General features: G+C 48.5%; 17 protein-coding genes. 7 read left to right on the forward strand and 10 right to left on the reverse strand.

Annotated features, from left to right (window positions below):
- Positions 1-700: IS4 family transposase (locus FTU54_RS05530; protein WP_180074536.1), on the forward strand; the 700-nt coding region annotated here is incomplete at its 5' end.
- Positions 701-748: 48 nt separating this feature from the next.
- Here the strand turns inward: FTU54_RS05530 and FTU54_RS05535 are convergent.
- The gene (locus FTU54_RS05535) at positions 749-2716 is read right to left on the reverse strand and encodes a choline BCCT transporter BetT (protein WP_127801064.1); all 1968 of its coding nucleotides are present in this window, start codon (positions 2714-2716) and stop codon (positions 749-751) included.
- Between the two features lie 172 nt (positions 2717-2888).
- Positions 2889-3569, reverse strand: coding sequence for an ion channel (locus FTU54_RS05540; RefSeq protein ID WP_005180739.1), 681 nt, complete (start codon positions 3567-3569; stop codon positions 2889-2891).
- A gap of 99 nt (positions 3570-3668) precedes the next feature.
- Here FTU54_RS05540 and FTU54_RS05545 point away from each other — a divergent pair, with 99 nt between their 5' ends.
- Together FTU54_RS05545 and FTU54_RS05550 are read left to right on the forward strand one after the other, a co-directional pair.
- Complete coding sequence (locus FTU54_RS05545; RefSeq protein ID WP_005180740.1) at positions 3669-4193, forward strand: DUF697 domain-containing protein; 525 nt, start codon at positions 3669-3671, stop codon at positions 4191-4193.
- 3 nt (positions 4194-4196) lie between these two features.
- A complete protein-coding gene (locus tag FTU54_RS05550; protein ID WP_180074537.1) occupies positions 4197-5096 on the forward strand; it encodes a hypothetical protein in 900 nt (299 codons plus the stop codon).
- Between the two features lie 42 nt (positions 5097-5138).
- Here the strand turns inward: FTU54_RS05550 and FTU54_RS05555 are convergent, their stop codons facing one another.
- Together FTU54_RS05555 and FTU54_RS05560 are read right to left on the reverse strand one after the other, a co-directional pair.
- Positions 5139-6854, reverse strand: coding sequence for a cation acetate symporter (locus FTU54_RS05555; RefSeq protein ID WP_005180743.1), 1716 nt, complete (start codon positions 6852-6854; stop codon positions 5139-5141).
- A 1-nt stretch (position 6855) separates the two neighbouring features.
- Positions 6856-7188 carry a DUF485 domain-containing protein gene (locus tag FTU54_RS05560; protein ID WP_005180745.1) on the reverse strand — a complete coding sequence of 111 codons (333 nt, stop codon included), beginning with the start codon at positions 7186-7188 and terminating at the stop codon, positions 6856-6858.
- Between the two features lie 184 nt (positions 7189-7372).
- On the opposite strand from FTU54_RS05560, the gene FTU54_RS05565 reads away from it, so the two are divergent.
- Both FTU54_RS05565 and FTU54_RS05570 read left to right on the forward strand, forming a co-directional pair.
- Positions 7373-10861, forward strand: a complete 3489-nt coding sequence (locus FTU54_RS05565) for a PAS domain-containing hybrid sensor histidine kinase/response regulator (RefSeq protein WP_104483890.1) — start codon at positions 7373-7375, stop codon at positions 10859-10861.
- A gap of 405 nt (positions 10862-11266) precedes the next feature.
- Positions 11267-12034, forward strand: a complete 768-nt coding sequence (locus tag FTU54_RS05570; RefSeq protein ID WP_005180752.1) for a hypothetical protein — start codon at positions 11267-11269, stop codon at positions 12032-12034.
- Positions 12035-12099: 65 nt separating this feature from the next.
- Here FTU54_RS05570 and FTU54_RS05575 read toward each other — a convergent pair whose 3' ends face one another.
- The gene (locus FTU54_RS05575) at positions 12100-12750 is read right to left on the reverse strand and encodes a response regulator transcription factor (protein ID WP_005180757.1); all 651 of its coding nucleotides are present in this window, start codon (positions 12748-12750) and stop codon (positions 12100-12102) included.
- A 375-nt stretch (positions 12751-13125) separates the two neighbouring features.
- Between FTU54_RS05575 and msuE the strand changes: the two genes are divergently transcribed.
- Positions 13126-13857, forward strand: coding sequence for an FMN reductase (gene msuE / locus FTU54_RS05580; RefSeq protein WP_005180758.1), 732 nt, complete (start codon positions 13126-13128; stop codon positions 13855-13857).
- Here the strand turns inward: msuE and FTU54_RS05585 are convergent.
- From FTU54_RS05585 to acs, 3 genes are all read right to left on the reverse strand, one after another.
- Positions 13854-14129: a hypothetical protein gene (locus FTU54_RS05585; protein WP_005180759.1), complete on the reverse strand. Its 276-nt coding sequence runs from the start codon at positions 14127-14129 to the stop codon at positions 13854-13856. The genes msuE and FTU54_RS05585 overlap by 4 nt on opposite strands.
- Positions 14084-15262 (reverse strand): acyl-CoA dehydrogenase family protein, encoded by a 1179-nt coding sequence (locus FTU54_RS05590; RefSeq protein ID WP_168369925.1) that lies wholly within the window; start codon positions 15260-15262, stop codon positions 14084-14086. Before FTU54_RS05590 ends, FTU54_RS05585 begins: the two co-directional genes overlap by 46 nt.
- A gap of 136 nt (positions 15263-15398) precedes the next feature.
- On the reverse strand, positions 15399-17342 hold the full coding sequence (gene acs, locus FTU54_RS05595) for an acetate--CoA ligase (RefSeq protein ID WP_005180764.1): 1944 nt from the start codon (positions 17340-17342) through the stop codon (positions 15399-15401).
- A 343-nt stretch (positions 17343-17685) separates the two neighbouring features.
- Here acs and FTU54_RS05600 point away from each other — a divergent pair, with 343 nt between their 5' ends.
- Positions 17686-18657 (forward strand): mechanosensitive ion channel family protein, encoded by a 972-nt coding sequence (locus FTU54_RS05600; protein ID WP_180074538.1) that lies wholly within the window; start codon positions 17686-17688, stop codon positions 18655-18657.
- On the opposite strand, the gene FTU54_RS05605 is transcribed toward FTU54_RS05600, so the two are convergent.
- Both FTU54_RS05605 and FTU54_RS05610 read right to left on the reverse strand, forming a co-directional pair.
- Positions 18643-19353 carry a 16S rRNA (uracil(1498)-N(3))-methyltransferase gene (locus FTU54_RS05605; protein ID WP_168398218.1) on the reverse strand — a complete coding sequence of 237 codons (711 nt, stop codon included), beginning with the start codon at positions 19351-19353 and terminating at the stop codon, positions 18643-18645. The two genes, FTU54_RS05600 and FTU54_RS05605, sit on opposite strands and share 15 nt — an antisense overlap.
- Before the next feature lie 193 nt (positions 19354-19546).
- The gene (locus FTU54_RS05610; RefSeq protein ID WP_180074539.1) at positions 19547-20827 is read right to left on the reverse strand and encodes a 3-deoxy-D-manno-octulosonic acid transferase; all 1281 of its coding nucleotides are present in this window, start codon (positions 20825-20827) and stop codon (positions 19547-19549) included.
- Between the last annotated feature and the right edge of the window lie 94 nt (positions 20828-20921).

Here is a 20921-nt window from a genome sequence, read left to right on the forward strand (position 1 = left end):
TACTTTGTTTGATCGAGCTTATTTCTCTGCTGATTTTTTAATAGGCTGGCAAACACGTGGAGAATCAAGCCATTGGCTTATGCGAGCTAAAGATAATTTACGTTATGACATAATTAAACGGAATTCCCCACATGATTTTCATATCAGGATGCCAATATCAGCAAGAGCCAAAAAACTTAATCCAGCATTAGGAGATTACTGGGAAGCACGTTTAATTGAAGTTGAGCAGGCAGGAAAAATCCGCCGTTATATCACTTCATTATTAGATTCAAAGACATATCCAGCTCGAACTTTAGCAAAGTTATATGCTCAACGTTGGGAGATAGAGATGTGTTACCGAGAAATTAAAAGCAATTTACAGGAAGGTAAGCACTTAAGGAGCAAACAGCCAGACTTAATTTATCAAGAATTATGGGGTGTCTTGATTGCTTATAATGTTCTAAGAAGACAAATGAAATATATGGCTCAACGTGCCAAAGTAAGCCCGTTGAGGATCAGTTTTCATATTGCATCTATTGCCCTTCTTAATTTACTCAGATTCGACTCTTTGGCTTCTGCAGGTAATCTACCCAAACATCTGGAAAGTTTAATGGAGAAATCTAATCGGTATGTTATACCTGAGAGAAGGATGAGGAGTTACCCAAGAGTTGTAAAAGGAAAACCTCAAAAATACCCAAGAAAAAGCCAGTCAATCTCTTAACTGACTGGCATTACTCTATGAGCGTCTTTTTTTGTTTAAAAGAAATGATTATTCCGGACTACGTACAATACTCAGGAAATATAAATGCCGTTCATATTGATCTAGGATATCCTGCAGTAAATCTTCCTGGGTCCAGTCCATCACATCGTAGTTCTGCCCGCCCTCTCTTAAAAATACCTCAGCCTGATAAAACGGCGCATCGGCCGTGACTTCTGGCATAAAGCTCGGCGGCACAGTTTCACGGGACACCACCTGATAAATAAAGTTAATCTCATGCTGATGATCGACCTTTAAACGCAGGCCATCTTCCAGCGAATCAATCGACACAGTCAGATGCCGCTTCTGGAATTCCTTTTGAATATTCTCAAAAGCCTGCTGTACCTGAACCTGAATATACTGTTCTACCTCAGCCTGGCTATGCGGATAATGCATGATCAGCCCCAGACGCTGTTGCCAGCTGCGTGGATTATGAATGGCGCGCGGCGTAATCCGCGCTTCCTGCAAGGCATTCATTTTGGTGACATCTAGCCGTAGGGCTTTGAGCAGGCCCCAGCACATCAGCAGCAGAATGAGGGTAAATGGCAAGGCACTCATAATGGTGGCCGACTGGAGCGCACTCAGGCCACCGGCCAATAGCAGGATAATCGCCAGCACCGCCATCAATACGGTCCAGAACAGCCGTTGCCAGACCGGAGAATGTTCCGTTTTTGCAGTGAGAAAATCTGTGACCAGTGCACCTGAATCTGCCGAAGTAACAAAAAACAGCATCACCAGCAGGGTCGCCAGCAGACTCATGATGGAAGCAAAAGGCAGATTACTTAAAAACTCAAACAGGGCCACCGAGGAATCCTGCTGTACCGCGGTCATCAGTTGCAGGTTCGCCTCATGCAAAATGCTATTCAGCGCGGCATTGCCCATAAAACCCATCCAGACCAAAGTAAAACCGGTTGGAATCAGCATTACTCCCACAATAAATTCACGGATACTGCGTCCTTTGGACACCCGGGCAATAAACAGTCCCACAAATGGCGACCAGGAAATCCACCAGGCCCAGTACATGATGGTCCAGCCCCCAATCCAGCCACTCGGTTGATAGGCATATAAATTGAAGGTCATATGAAACAGATTCGAGGCATACTGACCAATATTCTGAATGGTGGTTTGTAGTAAATAGATACTCGGCCCCGTTATAAATACAAATAACAGCAGCACCACCGCCAGCACCAGATTCAGCTCTGACAGCCGTTTAATACCTTTGTCCAGACCAAAAAACACCGATAAAGACGCCATGCTGCTGACCACAATAATCAGGATCATCTGGGTACTGGCACTTTGTTCAATCCCGAATAAATAATTCAGCCCCGAATTGATCTGAGTCACACCAAAACCTAAAGTGGTGGCAATTCCGAAGACAGTGCCGAGCGTGGCAAAGGTATCAATCCCATCTCCGAGCGGGCCGTAAATTTTTGAGCCAATCAGCGGATACAGGGCCGAACGGACTTTCAGTGGCAGATTGTGCCGGTAAGCAAAATAAGCCAGCGCCAGCCCAACCAGCGCATAGATGGCCCAGGCATGAATGCCCCAGTGGAAAAAAGAAATACGCATCGCCTGCTGCGCTGCCTGGATGGTGGCCGGCTCACCGACCGGTGGTGAAACATAGTGCATCACCGGTTCAGCCACGCCAAAGAACATCAGGCCAATGCCCATCCCGGCGGTAAACAACATTGCAAACCAGGAACCCTGATGATATTCCGGCTGGCTATGGTCCGGACCAAGCTTGATTTTACCCATATCGGACAGTGCTATATAAATCAGCAGAATCAGAAACACCGCCACCGACAGCACATAGAACCAGCTAAAAGAATCGGTAATCCACTGGTTCATGCGCTGGGTCAGCAGTTCAAAACTATTGGGCGCCAGCAGCACCACCGCCAGAAAAATCGCAATAACCGCGACCGTACTGATAAATACATTCGGATTGATATTGCCCCACCAGGGCAATTTTTCGGAAGGCATAACTCCCCCATTTTATTTTTAAAGATGATAGACAGACGCTTCAGGTCCGGGCAGCATTCACCGCAAAGGTGAACAAAAGATGAGTGTCGTGAGCTTAAACTCGCGCACAGCTTAGTCCTCTTGCAGCAGAAACACTATTGAACTGCTGTAACAAAATAGCCCAAGCCGATGATTAATCTTTGTTTCTGGGCAAATGACGAATGTATTGCAAGGCAATCAGCCGGGAAACAATTAAGGCCAGATACATCACCCCGCAAAACATTTGCAGCATGGCAATCACCCGTACTGCCGGACCAATCGGCATCAGGTCAGACAGGCCGGTGGCAGACTGCAGACTGAAACTCAGAAACAGTAGATCCAGCCAGCTTTGCAAATCTGGTTGGGTCGGATGATAAAAACTGGAAGGATCGAGAATCTGGCAAATGTTATAAACAAAGGCAAACGCCCAGGCAATTAAGGTGAATACCGCGCCGGCGGCAAACAGTTCATCGCGGGTTAGATAACGGTCTTCAAACATATAACGCAGCAAGCCATAGGCCGCACTTAAATAGGCCGCGGCTTCAAAGGCATGACTAATCACCAGCACGGTCGGGTTGTTAACCCCCAGCACAATCAGCAGAGAAAAGAACAAGGCGCCCGTGACAAAGCTCAGCCCTAAAAAAGTAAACATTGGGGTCTGACGAATGACTTTGGCAATTAACAGCAATACCACCACGCCCAGCATCCAGATCAGCACGCGATAGGTGGCATGATGACTGAGCAGCGACAACACGAGAATAAAAAACTGCATTAACAGCAGCCAGGCCGAAGGCAACAGCCGGAATCCTTTCCATAAATCAATGAATGCTTGCATGGGCACATCCTGGGTATCTTGGTGTAATGCGGACATCACTTTCTTTTTTGTTCTGATTACCATAGCATGCTTAAAAGCGCAGACAGATCACTCCTTTGTATGAAAATTACAGAAAAAGTACGTCAAGAAATCACCCAGATTGAATTCCGGGATGACCTTTCTCAGGATAAAAAAATTGCCAAAATCACCCATCTGGCCTGTGCCACCTGTGCCGGTGTCGCCATTCAGCCCCTGCCTTTTGCCGATATTCTGATTCTGACACCCTTACAAGGCTACTTTGCCAGCCGGATTGCTGCCATTCACGGTATTAAACTGACCGACAATGAAGCGCTGGACTGGGTCAAGGAACTGATCGGGCTGGTGGGTTTGGGCATCGCCGCGCAGCAGATTGCACTGGGGGTCTGGAAAACCGTGACCTTTGGCTTTGGCGGCCTGCTGACCATTCCACTGGTCTACGGCCTGACTTTTGCGATTATGAAAGTGGCTGATCTGTATTTTTCCCATAAAGCCCGTAATGAAAAACTCAGTGAGGAACGCATTAAAGCGGTATGGAAACAGGCGTTCCAGCAAGGTAAAAAACAGGGACAGGCTCAGGCAGAGCAGCTGCAACAGCCAGAGGATTAAGCCATGACCCGATCGTCCTCTCCGATTCACTATCTCCGTAAAAATTTTGATGCGCTGGCCATCACCACCGTATTGGCCAAACTGGCCTGGAACGCGCGCACGCCGCAACTGACTGAAGCGGATCAGGCGGTACTGGCTGCATTAAGACGCAGCCATGCTGAACTGGCAAACGCCCCTCTGGAAGATATTCAGGCTTATTTACAGGGTTTTGATGAGCAGCAGATTGTCGGGCTGGTATCGACGGTTAAAGGCATGTTGCATGATATGGAGTTTGTACGGCTGGACCATGAAGATGGCGACAGTCTATATGCCGCGTATCTGGACCAGCACGACCATACCGATTTTGATGTGCTTCTGGCCGATCAGCACAGCGGCGAAAGCTGGCAACTGCAACTAAAAGCCATCGAAGGTACTGGCACCGGCAAAGACTGGATTGCTGCCCCTCCTGAAGAAATGTTGCTTGCCACTGAAGAAATCGCGACACAGTTGGGTCTGGAAAGTTCTGGTCTCAGCACCAAAGAGCTGACCCAGAGCGTGGAAGATGCGATTGATGTAATTGTTACCGCCAAAGACCCGAATGATGAACACTTCTGGGACTACTTTCCGGCCATCTCCGTGGCCAGTGTTTCACTGGCGATTTATGAACTGTTCCGGCACTATCAGCAGCAGGAAATCAGCTGGTCAGAATTTAAATGGATGGCGGCCAAAGTATCTGGCATCAAGGTCAGTAAAATTGCCTTTATTGGTCTGCTGTTGGGTCTACCGGTGGTCGGTCAGGTCACGGGTGCCTACCTGGTCGCCAAGCTGTTACTGAATGCCAAAGCCACCTGGTTTGAAAAAGAATCAGCGCTATATCGCAAACTACAGGCCTACTGGGCCAGCAAGCAAAAACCGCAGCCATAAAAAAGCCCCTTGCGGGGCTTTTTTTAGGCATATCTGCTCATCTTAGTGATCAGATGCACCTGAGATACCAATACCGGTTTGTGAGCGGACAAACTGTGCATCGAATGCTTTACGTTCAGCTTGTGCTTGCGCAGAGTTGTCAGTGATAGAGAACAACCAGCAGCAGAAGAATGAAAGTGGCATTGCAAAGATCGCAGGACCATTGAATGGGTTGATTGGTGTGTCAGAAATTTGAAGCGTATCTACCCAAACTGCTTTAGACAATACAATCAAGGTGACTGCTGCAACTAAGCCTGCTACCCCACCAATCACTGCACCGCGAGTCGTTAAGCCTTTCCAGAACATAGATAGTACAAGTACTGGGAAGTTTGCACATGCTGCTACAGAGAATGCTAAACCGACCATGAACGCAACGTTTTGTTTCTCGAACAGAATACCCAGAATCATAGCGAAGATCGCTAAACCTAAAGTTGCAATTTTAGACATGCGAAGCTCAGATTCAGGAGTCGTTTGACCTTTCTTGAATACGTTAGCATACAAGTCGTGTGAGATTGCTGAAGCACCAGACAATGTCAAACCAGCAACTACCGCAAGAATTGTTGCGAATGCTACTGCTGAAATGAAGCCCATGAACAAGTCGCCACCAACTGCATCAGACAAGTGCACCGCAGCCATGTTGTTACCACCAACAAGTTCTAACTTGCCAGTAACTGCCATTTTCGCAACATCCAGGAATTGCGGGTTGTTGGCCACATACAGGATCGCACCGAAACCAATGATGAAGGTTAACAGGTAGAAGTAACCAATAAAGCCGGTTGCAACCACAACAGATTTACGTGCTTCTTTGGCATCTTTTACCGTGAAGAAACGCATCAGGATGTGTGGCAAACCTGCAGTACCGAACATTAATGCCAGACCCAGTGAGATCGCATCAATCGGGTTAGATGCCAGGCTACCTGGACCCATGATATTGGCTGCATCAGCCAGGCTCAGGTCATGTACCTTCGAGAACACCTGAATTGATTGTTCAAACATGTTGGTGAAGCTGAAGCCCACGCCTTTCATTACCATGAAGGCCATGAAGGTTGCACCAGACAGTAACAGTACCGCTTTAATGATCTGTACCCAGGTCGTTGCCAGCATGCCGCCGAACATGACATAAGCCATCATCAATAAGCCAACCAGCACAACCGCGATGTTATAGTTCAGACCGAACAGCAGTTTGATCAGCTGACCTGCACCCACCATCTGTGCAATCAGATAGAACGCGACAACGACTAGCGAGCTGAATGCTGCTAGGGTACGTACCGGTTTTTCTGATAAACGGAAGGAAACTACGTCAGACAGGTTGTATTTACCCAGGTTACGTAAACGTTCTGCAATCAGGAACAATACGATTGGCCAGCCCACCATGAAGCCCAGTGAGTACAGCAAGCCGTCGAAGCCTGACATAAACACCATGGCGGAAATACCCAGGAAAGACGCAGCCGACATATAGTCACCGGCAATAGCCAGACCGTTTTGGAAACCTGAAATACCACCACCGGCAGTATAGAAGTCTTTGGTATTGGTGGTTTGTTTCGCCGCCCATTTGGTAATGAACAGGGTCGCACCCACAAAGATCAGGAACATGATAATTGCAGGCCAGTTGGTGGCTTGTTGTTCTGCTGCGCCCAGATCAGGTGCGGCAAAAGCCATACCTGACATCATCAACGCTGAAGCTGCAGCAGCTTGCGCCTTCAATGAAGTCCATTTCATCTTAGTCTTGTCCTTTTTGTTGTGCAATTGCTTCTACTTCACGCATTGCTTCTTCATTCAGTTGATCCAGCTTGTTATTCGCAATATAGGAATACACTGCACACAAAATGAAAGATAACACGATGATGCCCAGACCCAGTGGAATACCCCAGGTCGTCACGCCACCAGAAATGGAAGATAATAGAAACTCTTTGTTATAGCCAACTAACAACATGAAGCCGACATAAACGATTAACATGATTGCGGTAAGCGTCCAGCTAAGATTACGCTTTTTTGCAACCATTTCTTTGAATTTTGGATTGTGTAGAATTCGATCTACTTGAGCCTCATCCATAGTTTTACTCCTTGAAACGCCCAGCCTTAGGCGTAATTTTTAATTTGAATTATATTCATGATGAAAACTAACAAGTTTGTAGGGTGCTTGTAATTTAGACTTTGGTCGTTAAATTTTGAGCAATTCAAACTGATGCGTTCACGAATAGAGTATTATAACGCGAGATAAATACACCGCGGGTATTATGAACAGCTGGCTGATTATCGGGGTGTTAGCCCTTTATATTGCATTACTTTTTATTTGTGCATTTTTTGGTGAAAAACATGCGAGCCGCCTCAGTACGCGCGGTCGTATGCTGCTGTTCAGTCTGACCTTGGGCGTCTACTGTTCATCCTGGACCTTTTACGGGGCCACTGGTGCAGCGGTGCGTGAAGGCATTATCTTCCTGCCGATCTATTTAGGGCCGCTCTTGTTCGTGGCGGTTGGCTATGACATCTGGCGCCGTTTGGGTCGGGTCCGGCAACATCATGCCATTTCCTCGATTGCCGACTTCGTGGCAGCGCGATATGGCAAAAGTGGTGCCCTGGCCTCGCTGGTGACCATTCTGGCAGTCATTGCGATTATTCCCTATCTGGCCCTGCAGTTACGCGCAATTGCCTTAAGTGCTGCCGTAATTCTGGATCAGACCACCCATGTCGAAAGTACCACCAATGGTGTACTGTTTTTAACCGCGCTGCTGGCAATTCTGGCGATGCTGTTTGGCACCCGGCAAATTGCCAACACCGAACAGCACGGCGGTTTAATGCTGGCGGTGGCGTTTGAATCTTTCGTCAAGCTGTTTGCCCTGCTCTGTGTGGCCGGTTTCTTTGTCTTTGAATCGGCCGATAACCTGAAGCAGATCAGCAATGATGTGGCCCAGACCTTCCATGAAGTGCAGCTGTTAGGCGTACCGGAAACTTTCTGGGTGCAAACCCTGCTGGCCGCACTGGCGATTATCTGCTTGCCACGCCAGTTCCACGTGGCGGTGGTCGAATTACGCGATGAAAAACATATTCGCGGGGCACGGCGCTGGTTTGCCGTTTATCTGATTTTAACCACCATCGCGATTATTCCAATTGCCAGCTGGGCCTTACATGCCGCGCCGCAATATCTGATGATTCCGGATGTCGCGGTGCTGTCCTTACCGCTCAGCTATAATCAGGAATGGCTGACCTTACTGGCCTTCCTGGGTGGTTTTTCGGCTTCAACCGGGATGTTGCTGGTATCTTCAGTGGCGCTGTCGATCATGCTCAGTAATGACCTGATCATGCCGGCGCTGTGGCGCTCGGGCCTGATTTCGCGTCATGACAAACGGTTGCCACTGGTGCTGAAATTCACCCGCCGCATCTGTATTCTGGCGGTGATGCTGCTCGGCTTCCTGTTCTTCCATTTCTTTAATGATATTGACCAGCTTTCGGTCTTCGGTTTACTGGCCTTTAGTGCGGTAGCGCAGTTCTCCCCGGCCCTGATTGGCGGGCTGTACTGGCGCGGCGGCAGTAAACAGGGTGTTTATGCCGGCCTGATTGTCGGTTTTATCATGTGGGCCTATACCCTGCTCTGGCCAACAGTTTTACGCAGTCTGCCAGAGCAGTTCTCAGCGATTACCCAGTACTATTTAACCGTCGGTCCATTTGGCATTAATGGCTTACGTCCGGAAGCGCTGTTAGGTTTTGAATCATTTGCACCGCTGACACATGGTGTGGTCTGGTCACTTGGTCTGAACCTATTGCTGTATGTCTGGGTATCGCGCATGTTCCGCCCGAGTGTGGCTGAACAGATTCAGGCTGAAAGTTTCTTCTACTATGAAACCAAGCCGCTGCCATCGCACACCACCAGCAATGAAGTCAGCTATTCGCATCAGGATGTGGCGCGTTTAAAAGTCGGTGACCTGATTACGCTGGCCAAACGCATTACCGGCGATGAGCCAACCATGCAGGCCTTCCGGCAGTTCAGTGAACAGAATAATGTGGTGCTGAATGAAAACAGCAATGCCAACGGCATGTGGTGGCGTTTTACCGAACAGTACCTGGCCGGCACCATTGGCGCGGCATCGGCGCGAACCCTGCTCACCACGGCGATGGTCAACAATGGTCTGGCACTGGGTCAGGTCGCCAATATTCTTGACCAGGCCTCCCAATGGCAGCGCTTTAATCAGAATCTGATCATGACCATGATCGACCACATGACCCAGGGGGTGAGCGTGGTCGATGAAAATATGTGTCTGGTGGCTTGGAACAATCAATATCTAAAACTGTTTGATTATCCAAAAGATATTGTCTATGTCGGCTGTCCAATTGCCGACCTGATCCGCTATAACGCCGAGCGCGGCGAATGTGGCCCGGGCTCGGTGGAAGAACACGTGCGTAAACGGATTCACTGGATGAAAGTCGGCAGTGCGCATGAGTTTGAACGTATCCGTAAAGATGGCCGCGTGATTCAAATGCGCGGTAATCCGATTGAAGGCGGTGGCTTCGTGACCACCTTTGCCGATATTACCGCCTTCCGTGAAAATGAAGCGGTCCTTGAAGCACGCGTGCAGGATCGTACCCAGCAATTGGCCGATGCCCTGGCCGAACAGCAGCTGGCGCGCGAACAGGCCGACAAGGCCAATATGTCCAAGAGCCGCTTTATTGCCGCGGCCAGTCATGACCTATTACAGCCGATGCACGCAGCCCGTCTGTTCAGTACCGCGCTGGAGCAAAGCATCCAGTCGGATGATGACCGTAAAACCTTGCAGCAACTGGATCGTGCCCTGCATGGCGCTGAAAGTATGCTGTCTGCGCTGCTGGATATTGCCCGTTTAGAAGGCGGCACCATTCAGCCGAAACGTCAGCCTTATCCACTGCATGACTTGCTCAGTGATCTGGAACTGCAATTTAAATCCATTGCCGCGCAGCGGGGCATCCAGTTTGCCGTGCATGATGCCCAGTTCTGGATTGACACCGATCCGCAATGGATTCGCCGGATTATCCAAAACTTTGTCAGCAATGCACTGCGTTATACCGCCAAAGGCAAAGTCGTGGTCGGGGTATTACGTTCTGCACAGCGTCCGCAGCATATCCGCATCGGGGTCTGGGATACCGGTCCCGGCATTGCCGAAGAACAGCGCATTAAACTGTTCCAGGAATTTGAACGTTGCGGCCATACCTCGCCGTGGGGTGAACAGGGTCTGGGCCTCGGTCTGGCCATTGTGCAGCGTATGACCAGCCTGCTGGATTATCCGGTCTATGTCTATTCCACTCTCGGACAGGGCTCCTGCTTCATGATTGAAGTACCGGTGGTGGATGCACCTAAAGCCGTGGCTGCACCGGTTCAGGCCGTACCGCTGAAAACCAAGGCCTATAAAATTCTGTGTCTGGATAATGATGAAACCATTTTAGAAGGCATGGCGACCTTATTGGGCAAATGGGGCTATCAGGTCTTTAAAGCCACCGAACCGGAACAGGCCCTGGAGATTATCCAGCAGGAGAATATTCAGGTCTGGCTGGTCGATCAGCATTTGAATAACAATAAAGTCGGTCTGGACTTTATTCTGGCCAACCGTCAGGAAAATGTACCGGTGGCATTAATTACCGCCGATTCAGATCCCGAATTACCGCAACGTCTGAAGGAGCTGAATATTGTATTGCTGAAAAAACCGCTAAAACCAGCTTCCTTGCGAGCCTGGTTATCCGGTCTGAAAATTTCAGCTTAGGCTGACATATTTTGAAACCTCTCTGCGGCTTCGATAGCAAAGAGGTTTTTTATTTTTAACCTGAAAATGGCGATTTATTGCAGCCTGCTAGGCAAAACTGCTCAAAACCGGCGCTATCTGCCTGACAGCCATTGGCAGAAAATTCCATTGAATTATTTACTATGGCAAAGGCTACCAAAAATCTCAGTGTACAGCTGTATACCTAGTTACAAAATTTTAATCTTATGATTTTTAAAATTATTTTTTGATTAAAAAATACACATTAGACTTTAGTCGTATATCTGATATGTAGCAATACGCGCATAAAAAAGACATTAAAAAGAAAAGATCAGTGTTTAGTCTGGAGATGAGCCCCTGAACGTCCTGTCCGGAGCTGATCATCATCCAGCCTAGAGGAGTTTTTTGATGAGTCTTTCAAGCGCAGTACAGCAAGGTCATGAGCAGAACCAACAGTTTCACCGTCAGTATGGCGCCAATGCCCTGTTGCCGGCCATCGACTGGAAAACTCTGTTTCAGCACAGCAAATTAGAACATGCGCATATTGAAGCCCTGAATACCATTTATCAAACCGCTGTACCGCTGGCCTTACAGGTCTTTGATGAACTGCATTTTGATGTATTTAGTCCGGCAGCCTATAAACCACAAGGACTGGGCCTGTTTGAAAAACTGTCTGAACAGGAACAGAAACTGCTGCGTTCGCTGGAAACTGAATGTGACTGTCTTGGTGCCACCACCCGTCACCAGATCTGGAGCATGCTGCTGCGCGGTGGTGCGGTCCTGGTATTTAAAGCCTGGCTCGGCAAAGTCAAAACCGATAAAACCGAACTCGATACCAGCCAGTTTGATGAACTGTCCGATTTACTGTTTATCAAAACCCCGCCGCATGAACTGGCACAGCGTTTAGGTGTGGATATTCATTCCCATGAAGATCATATCTTCCTGATGTATGGCAATGATGTCTATTTGGACCGTTTTAACAGTCTGGAAACTGCCGCGCTATTTGTCGATTTAGGCGTCTATGATCCGGCATTTTTAAGCCTGCGCGATGACCGTATTGCCGACTACTTAAAATCTCAGGACTATGTGACTCAGGAACAGATTGATGAATTGCAATGCGCTTTGAATCCGCTGTTCTGTACCGATGCCACACCGAAACAGGATTGTCTGGCTTAAGCCTTAGCCGATCTGCAAAACAAAAAGGACATCATTTGATGTCCTTTTTATATATTTTTCAATATTTAGATTTTCTTTTCTTCAATATTCAGCGCATTAATCGCCAATACCGCCTGGGTACGGTTTTGTACGCCCAGTTTACGGAAAATCGCCGTCACGTGTGCCTTAATGGTCGCTTCAGAAACATCCAGTTCATAGGCAATCTGTTTATTCAGCAAACCTTCAGCCACCATCATCAACACACGGAACTGCTGCGGCGTTAAGGACTGAATCCGCTCTGCCAGTGCAGTTTCATCGGCAGCACGCGGGTCAAAATTGACATTGGCCGGCAGGTTTGGCGGTAACCAGATTTCGCCTTCCAGCACCTGACGAATCGCTTCGCCAATATGGCTTGGGTGGGCAGATTTTGGAATATAACCCATGGCACCATGCGCAATGGCACGCTGGATAATCGACACTTCTTCATGTGCCGACACCACAATAATCGGAATTGAAGGATATTGTGCACGCACATGCACCAGCGCCGAGAAACCCGAAGCGCCTGGCAAGTTTAAATCGAGGAGAACAAGATCAGGTTCAGGTCCTTTTTCTAAACGTTCATAGAATTCATTGACTGCAGCAGTTTCATGAATTTGAGCTTGCGGTAAGCTATAGCGTACAGCCTGAATTAAAGCATGACGAAACAGCGGATGATCATCAACGATTAAAATATTCATAAGTGACGTGAGAGATCTTGTGCACAATGGCTCCTATTCTACCCATACAAATGCGGTTAAGGATATGCAAGAGTGAACTATTTTTGGCTTAAACGAGATTTTTTGTCCGATTATTCATATTTTCTTACATTTTCTTAAATCTGAGATAGGAAATCTGATTTTGATATAACATTTATCAGCCTGATTCAGATGCTTATCTGAGTCGCATATAAGTATAAATTTCAATTATTTATTTCATTAAATTTAGTTATTAATTGCTCATTTTAAAGTTATCTGAAAAACAGATAACTTTTCTGTATTTGCTTATTTTACAGGGTAATTCAACTATTGATTAATAACAGACATTCCGAGATCAACCACAATTCAGGTAAGCCTATGTCTGTTTTCAATTCAACCAAACCACTCAATATTGTCGCAGTATCGGGCGGCTTAAATCATCCGTCTAAAACCGAAGCTTTGGTACAAGCCATTATTGATGAACTGGGCGAAGCCACCCCGATTCAGGTGCATTTTATTAAATTCAGTGAAATTGCCCCTTTGCTGGGCGGCGCCATTTACCGCAAGCAGTTGCCACAGCGCGTGCAGGATGATCTGGCTGCCGTTGAAGCGGCGGATGCGTTAATTGTCGGTACACCGGTATATCGCGCCTCCTTTACCGGTCTATTCAAACATTTCTTTGATTTTGTCGAACAGACTGCGCTGGTAGATGTACCGGTATTACTGGCGGCATCGGGGGGTAGTGACCGCCATGCCTTGGTACTGGAGCATCAGCTGCGTCCGTTATTCAGCTTTTTCCAGGCGCAAACCTTGCCTATTGGTGTCTATGCCACAGACCGTGACTTTACCCTGGAATACACCATCCATAGCGAGGCCCTGCGTGACCGGATTACGTTGGCTGTGGCACGCGCCCTGCCCATTCTGGAATGGGCACCGGCCAAAGGCCAGCGCGCCGAAGTGGTGAAAAGTAAAACCCAGCAGGCCAACCAGAACCTGGGCATTAATAAACAGATTGAGCAGGATGAAGTACTACCTTCTGCTGCAGTACCTAGTCTGGATGCAGCAGAATCGCGTCTGCATCAGAACAAGGTCAAACCGCAAGTGGCTTAATCTGCTGACCCGCTGGCATCCCCTTCTTCCGAGTGTAGTCTTGGCCATTGATCCTGCGGATTCAGGCTTGCAGCAGCCTGGGTCCGCAAGCTTGCAGCGAAACATCGCTGCAATGCCGGATCAAATAAACACAACAACAGGCCCCTTATTTTTCCCTCAAGACTCGGCTTGAGGGATTTTTTCATTTTATCTGACTCAATGAAATGAGAATGAAGCGGTTTTAGTCCTAAGAATAAAAACTGGGATCTGGCACTTTGCCAGTCAGCACCCATTCGCCCAGTTCCTGATATTTATAATCTACCGGATCATGCAGGGTCTGAGTACGCACATTGCGCCAGAAACGGTCCAGATTCAGCTGGGCGGTGGTGGCCCGTGCGCCCATTACCTGAAACATCTGCTCGGTAATATATAAAGAGGTATTGGTCGAGGCAATTTTGGCCGTAGCAATGGCCACCGCTACTTCACCGCGCTGTTCAGCCGTGAGTTCCGGTCCGATGCGCCAAGCCTGCTGCACACTCTGCACGGCTTTATCTGCCAAAAGCCGGACACTTTCTAGCTGCAGATAAAACTCGGCGCAATGCCGTTGAATAAACGGGTCATCCACCGCCTGCTCGACCCGAGATTTGGACCAGGCTTTTTGACCTTGCACGCTCTGAATCGCTGTTTCAAATGCCCCTTCGGCCACACCCAAAAACAGATGCACAAAAATCAGTTGTGCAATTAGCGGCCGCAAACTGGCATAAGGCGTACTTAGCGGTCCGGGATTCAGCAGCAATTCATGTTGATGAACACGCACCTGTTCAAAATGGGTCGTGCCGCTATCGGTCTGGCGCTGTCCCATATTGTGCCAATCACCCAGAAAATGAACGCCGCTCCGGGTACTCGGAATCACCGCAATCAAAAGCCTGCCGGTCGCATCATAACCGGAACAGAGCAACATGTCTGAATCGACCGAACCGGAGCAGAAGCTTTTATCGCCCTGAAACAGATATTCAGAATCTGAAACCGGTGTGACCGTGGTACGCCGATCCAGCGGATTCAGGGCATTGCCCCAGAACAGCTGCTGCTGAACTGTCTGTTGTAACCAGTGCTGATATTGTGCGGGCTGGGCAAACAGCTGCACGGTGGCAATCAGTAAATGATGAAATGCATAGACATGCGCCAAGGAGCTGTCCGCTTGTGCCAAAATCTGGACCGTTTTAAATATGGTCGGCCAGGTTGCACCCTGCCCGCCATATTCTGTCGGGATTGATAAACTCAACAACCCGCTACGGCGAATCAGATCACGCTCCGCTTTGGGATTACCGCCCTGCCGGTCACGTTCAGCAGCGGTCTGGGCAAACTGGTGGGCCAGTTGCCGGGCAATTTCAAGCGGGTCTAAAACAGTGGCCGTAGTCGGGTTCATCTGAAAATCATATCCTTGATCAATGGTTTTGTCGTGGGTGGAGCTGGCTGTTGTGCTCGCATCGTGTCCAGCTATGCTACACGGCTTTCAGCATAAAAATACCGCCTGCGAGAGGCGGTATTTTAATATTTATTTTTTAACGGCTGGCTTGCACCGTGGCAATCAGCTGATCTACCACTTGTGGTTCTGCCAGGGTTGAGGTATCGCCCAGACTATCCAGCTCATTGGCGGCAATTTTTCTCAAGATCCGGCGCATGATTTTACCGGAACGGGTTTTTGGTAAAGCCGGCGCCCAATGCAGCGCATCTGGAGTGGCCACCGGCCCCAGAATTTTCCGGACCCAGTTGACCAGTTCGGTACGCAGCTCATCACTTTCTGTCACGCCGGCTTGCAAGGTAACAAAGGTACAAATGCCCTGACCTTTAATATCATGCGGCATGCCTACCACCGCGGCTTCAGCCACTGCATCATGTGCCACCAGCGCACTTTCAATTTCAGCCGTGCCCAGACGGTGTCCGGAAATATTCAGGACATCATCGACCCGGCCGGTAATCCAGTAATAGCCATCTTTATCGCGGCGCGCGCCATCTCCGGTAAAGTAACTGCCCGGATAAGTGGCAAAATAGGCTTCAATAAAGCGAGCCGGATCACCCCAGATGGTGCGCATTTGCCCCGGCCAGGAATCCTTGATAATCAGGTTGCCTTCGGCTTCGCCTTCCAGCTCATTGCCTTCAGCATCAACTAGGGCCGGTTGTACCCCAAACAGCGGACGCGTGGCCGAGCCTGGTTTCAGTGGTGTTGCCCCTGGCAGCGGCGACATCAGAATCCCGCCGGTTTCGGTTTGCCACCAGGTATCCACAATTGGGCAGCGGCTTTCACCGACCACAGTGTAATACCAATTCCAGGCTTCCGGGTTAATCGGTTCACCGACCGAACCAAGCAGACGCAGACTGCTGCGGTCACTTTCCCGTACAAAGCTGTCGCCTTCACGCATCATGGCGCGAATCGCAGTGGGTGCGGTATATAAAATCGTGACGTTGTGTTTATCAATCAAATGTCCGGTGCGCGCCCAGGTCGGATATTGTGGTACCCCTTCAAACATCACCGTGGTGGTGCCGTTCGATAATGGCCCGTAAATCACATAGGAATGCCCGGTCACCCAGCCGACATCAGCGGTACACCAGAACACATCATCCTGTTTAATATCAAAAACTTCACGAAAGGTACTGTTGACATAGGTCAGATAACCACCAGTGGTGTGCAGCACCCCTTTCGGCTTACCGGTTGAGCCGGAGGTATATAAAATAAATAATGGATCTTCGGCATTCATTGGCTCAGGCGGGCAAATTTCATTGACCGTCATGATTTCCATGTGATACCACAGGTCACGCCCGGCTTTCATTTCAATCGGGTTACCGGTCCGGTGGACCACAATCACGTTTTGCACCGACTCGGTACCGGCCACAGTAAGGGCCTGATCGACATTGGCCTTTAAATAAATCGGCTTGCCGCCGCGCATGGCCGAATCTGCGGTAATCACCAGTTTGGCCTGGCTGTCTTCAATCCGGCTGGCCAGCGAATCTGGAGAGAATCCACCAAACACCACACAATGCACCGCGCCAATCCGGGCACAGGCCAGCATGGCAATGGCAGCCTCGGACACCATTGGCATATACAGCACTACGCGGTCGCCTTTGGTGACGCCATTTTTCTTCAGCACATTGGCAAAGCGGCAGGTTTCATCGTACAGCTCACGGTAGGAAATAATTTTATGCCGTGAAGGATGGTCACCTTCCCAAATAATTGCCGGTTTATAAGGATGTTCTTTTAAATGCCGGTCCAGACAGTTGGCACTGACATTGAGCTGGCCATCGGCAAACCATTCAATCTTGAAATTGTCCGGATCAAAATTGGTATTTTTGACCTGGGTAAACGGTTTAATCCAGTCCAGACGCTTGGCCTGCTCGGCCCAGAACTCGTCGGGTTGTTCAATGGATTGCTGATAACGTTCGAAATATTCTGCCTCGTTGGTACGCGCAGTTTTCTTAAATTCTTCGGGTACAGGATAGATCTCATTCATATTATACTTCCTTGATCTTCTCTCATCTCATCACGAGATGTATGCCACATTCTTGATTTTTTATTTCTGCATATCAGCAGTATGACGCTTATTTTTTCTCCACCACAATCATGCTTTGGTCGTAGCGATTGATTTAATTTTAAGCACAGATACACCAGCAGATTCAATGTCTTTGCCGTACTTTTCAGTATAAAAGCAGTAGCTTTATCTATAAAAACAACCCGCTTGCAGTCAAAACCGCAGTGCACTTTGCAAAAATCGGCAGCGCGCTTGCAGAATGTTTATTAAAATCCGGCCGGATTTCAGGCAAAATACGATTTTATTGCTGAGGACTGGCAGATTCGTGGCCGAAGAAAAAACCCAACTGGGCGAAGTCACCCAAGAAACTTCCGAGCTGATTCAACAGGCCACGGAAAAAACCACCCAGAAAGTCATTGAACATACCCATAAATACAATGATGCCTATTCTGCTATTGATAAAATCATGGAAGGCTTCTGGGAGCGTGTGCCCTATTTCCTGATCGCGCTTGGCGTGATTCTGATTTTCTGGCTGATTGCACAGTTATTTAAGTTTTTTGTGAAAAAAACCTTATCCAACCGCAGTTATACCCGGCAGAATCTGGTGCTGGTACTGAACCGGGTTGGCAGTTCGGTGATTATCTTCTTCGGTTTCTTAATTGGTCTGGTGATTGCCATTCCTGGTTTTACCCCAAGCCAGCTGATGAGCGCCCTCGGGATTGGTTCGGTTGCCATTGGCTTTGCCTTTAAGGATATTTTCCAGAACCTGCTTTCCGGCGTACTGATTTTACTGAGCGAGCCCTTTAAAATTGGCGACAGCATTCTGGTGAATGGACTGGAAGGTACGGTCGAAGATATCCAGATTCGCGCGACCTTTTTACGCTCGGCCGATGGTCGCCGCATTGTGATTCCCAATGCCACGGTCTATACCAGCGCCATTACCGTCAATACTGCCTTTCCACGCCGCCGCTGCGAATTTGTGGTCGGTATTGGTTATGAAGATGACATCCAGAAAGCCAAAGATCTGGTGATGTGCATTCTGAAACGTGACCCGACCATTCTGACCCAGCCTGAATTTAGCGTTAATGTCGATGCGCTGGCCAATTTCTCGATCAATTTACGCGTGCAATGGTGGATTAATACCAGTGAAACCAATAGCGCCGCATCAATCAGTAAAATACAGGAAGAAGTCATTCAAAACTTTGCCGAACAAGGCATTTCTATTCCTTACCCGGTGCAGGAAGTGAAAGTCTATCGCGGTGATCCATCGGTGGCAGACAGCTCAGAGGCTAAATAAACGTCCCAGCACATACGGAATCACGGTTTCCGTGCGGATAATCCGGTTGCCCAGACTCACCGCCTGGCAGCCGTTGTGTATTAAAAGATCGACCTCATAAGGAATAAAACCGCCTTCTGGCCCAATCACAATGCTACAGGGATGCTGAATCGCGGCAGGCATGCGCATCTCTGCATAGGGATGTGCCACATAGGCGGGACAGTCGGCGCTAATCAGACCCGGTAAAACATCTTCAACAAAGGGTTTAAAGCGTTTGTACAGTTCAACTTTTGGTGCAATGGTATCGCCAGCCTGCTCCAGCCCCAGCTCAATATAATGCTCCAGCTGCTGTAAAAATGGCGTCTGCCAGTAGCTTTTATCGACCCGATAGCTATGCATCAGGATAATTTTTTCCACCCCGACCGTAACCGCATCCATAATTAAACGGCGCAGCACTTTCGGCCGTGGTAAAGCAACAATCAGCGTCACTGGCAATTTCGCTGGCACAGCTTCTTCTTTTAACGGTTTTAGACGAACCGTTTTTTCTGTAATTTCGATAATTTCCGTGAGATACCGTTTGCCTTCACGAATCCCAACTTTCAGGGTATCACCAACCTGAATATCCAGATGCTGTTGCAAATGCGCTAACTGCCGCGTTGAACTAATCGACCACAGTTCAGATTCAGTTTGGCGAGGATCAAGAAGGACAATATTCATAAAAAAATAACTCAACAAATCCATCACTGGATAGGCGGAAACGTCATCCACAACGGTCCGAGGCAGGACTCCTTTTTCCAAACTAAAGTAAAAGAAGAAGAGTTCCTGGCATTAAATCGATAAAGAGAAGGCTCAGTTTTAATCTGATCTCGTAAATCCATGAAAATCAGCTTCTTTACCCATCAGAATATCATCAAAGATATTGATCAATTACCTGAATATGCTTTGCCAGTGAACCCTGATTCTGCTGCATAATCTTTTGTGCTGCAGTATTTAAAGTCAGTGCTTTGGAGGAATCCGATAAGATCTCCAGCATGGTCTGTGCCGCTTGTTCAGCATTCTCTACCACCACCACCGCTTGAGCGTCGACAAACTCATCGACAATGGTCTGGAAGTTAAAATAATTCTTACCCAGAATGGTCGGCACATGCAGCGCTATCGGCTCCAGAATATTATGCCCACCACCCGGTTCATTTAAAGAACCGCCAACATAACAGGCCTGACTCAGACCGTACCAGAGCCACATTTCGCCCATTGAATCGGCCAGATAGACCTGGGTATCCGCTTCAATAGTTTGTCCCAAACTGCGGCGTTGGGTACGCAAATCCAAAGCCTGTGCGGCGTGAAAGACCTCATCAAAACGTTCCGGATGGCGCGGTACCACAATACAAACCAGCGCCGGATCTGCTATCAAGGCTGGTTTTAACACGGCCAGTACGTCTTTTTCTTCCGGTGCATGGGTGCTGGCCAGTGTGATCACTTTACGGCCTGCCAGCTGCCAGTCCTGCTGCAACATGTTGGCCTGTTCAATAAAGGCCGGCGGTGCACTAATATCAAACTTGATACTACCCACCACCTGGGTCTGTTCAGCAACTGCACCGAGTGCCACAAAACGGCTATGTGAGGCCTGATCTTGTACCAACAGCTGCGTCAAACCCTGCAACATCGCCCGGGTCAGGCCGGAGACTTTGGCATAGCCTTTGGCCGATTTTTCGGACAGCCGTGCATTCAGCAACAGGCACGGCACATGGAAGTTTTTGGCCTGATCAATCAGGTTCGGCCACAGCTCGGTTTCCATCAACAGCAATAATTTCGACTGATATTTCTGATAAAAATCGGCAATCAGATGTTTCTGGTCGGCTGGTAAATACACTGCCTGAAACAGCGCCTCATACGGTGCTTTTAAAAAGAGAGATTTAGCCCGTGCCTGTCCGGTTTTGGTGGTGTTGGTGACCAGCACCGGATGACCGGCTTTTAAATAATGTTCAATTAAAGGCTGGGCCGCGTTGGTTTCTCCCACCGAGACCACATGAAACCAGATCGCCTGCAGATTTTTCGGCGGCTGAAATGGCCCGAAACGCTCTACAATTTCCTGCTGATACTGCGCTTCACTCTCGGCCCGCTTTTTAATACGCGACCGATACAACGGTTTTAGAACAGATAACGCTGCGTTATACCAAAACGGAGTAGCCAAAGAGATGCCTCAAACTGATTTTTTGCCCTGAGAATATAACAGAGCCCTATCCGCATGTTAATGGATATGGCTCCAAATAAAAAAGCAAAGCAAC

The sequence above is a fragment of the Acinetobacter sp. YH12116 genome, from assembly GCF_013418895.1.
GTDB classification, from domain to species: domain Bacteria; phylum Pseudomonadota; class Gammaproteobacteria; order Pseudomonadales; family Moraxellaceae; genus Acinetobacter; species Acinetobacter indicus.

Excerpts from the sequence above, each read along its gene's own strand:
- FTU54_RS05535 (WP_127801064.1), bottom strand. The coding sequence starts at position 2,716 with ATGCCTTCCGAAAAATTGCCCTGGTGGGGCAATATCAATCCGAATGTA.
- FTU54_RS05540 (WP_005180739.1), bottom strand. The coding sequence starts at position 3,569 with ATGCAAGCATTCATTGATTTATGGAAAGGATTCCGGCTGTTGCCTTCG.
- FTU54_RS05545 (WP_005180740.1), top strand. The coding sequence starts at position 3,669 with ATGAAAATTACAGAAAAAGTACGTCAAGAAATCACCCAGATTGAATTC.
- FTU54_RS05550 (WP_180074537.1), top strand. The coding sequence starts at position 4,197 with ATGACCCGATCGTCCTCTCCGATTCACTATCTCCGTAAAAATTTTGAT.
- FTU54_RS05555 (WP_005180743.1), bottom strand. The coding sequence starts at position 6,854 with ATGAAATGGACTTCATTGAAGGCGCAAGCTGCTGCAGCTTCAGCGTTG.
- FTU54_RS05560 (WP_005180745.1), bottom strand. The coding sequence starts at position 7,188 with ATGGATGAGGCTCAAGTAGATCGAATTCTACACAATCCAAAATTCAAA.
- FTU54_RS05565 (WP_104483890.1), top strand. The coding sequence starts at position 7,373 with ATGAACAGCTGGCTGATTATCGGGGTGTTAGCCCTTTATATTGCATTA.
- FTU54_RS05570 (WP_005180752.1), top strand. The coding sequence starts at position 11,267 with ATGAGTCTTTCAAGCGCAGTACAGCAAGGTCATGAGCAGAACCAACAG.
- FTU54_RS05575 (WP_005180757.1), bottom strand. The coding sequence starts at position 12,750 with ATGAATATTTTAATCGTTGATGATCATCCGCTGTTTCGTCATGCTTTA.
- msuE (WP_005180758.1), top strand. The coding sequence starts at position 13,126 with ATGTCTGTTTTCAATTCAACCAAACCACTCAATATTGTCGCAGTATCG.
- FTU54_RS05585 (WP_005180759.1), bottom strand. The coding sequence starts at position 14,129 with ATGGGTGCTGACTGGCAAAGTGCCAGATCCCAGTTTTTATTCTTAGGA.
- FTU54_RS05590 (WP_168369925.1), bottom strand. The coding sequence starts at position 15,262 with ATGAACCCGACTACGGCCACTGTTTTAGACCCGCTTGAAATTGCCCGG.
- acs (WP_005180764.1), bottom strand. The coding sequence starts at position 17,342 with ATGAATGAGATCTATCCTGTACCCGAAGAATTTAAGAAAACTGCGCGT.
- FTU54_RS05605 (WP_168398218.1), bottom strand. The coding sequence starts at position 19,353 with ATGAATATTGTCCTTCTTGATCCTCGCCAAACTGAATCTGAACTGTGG.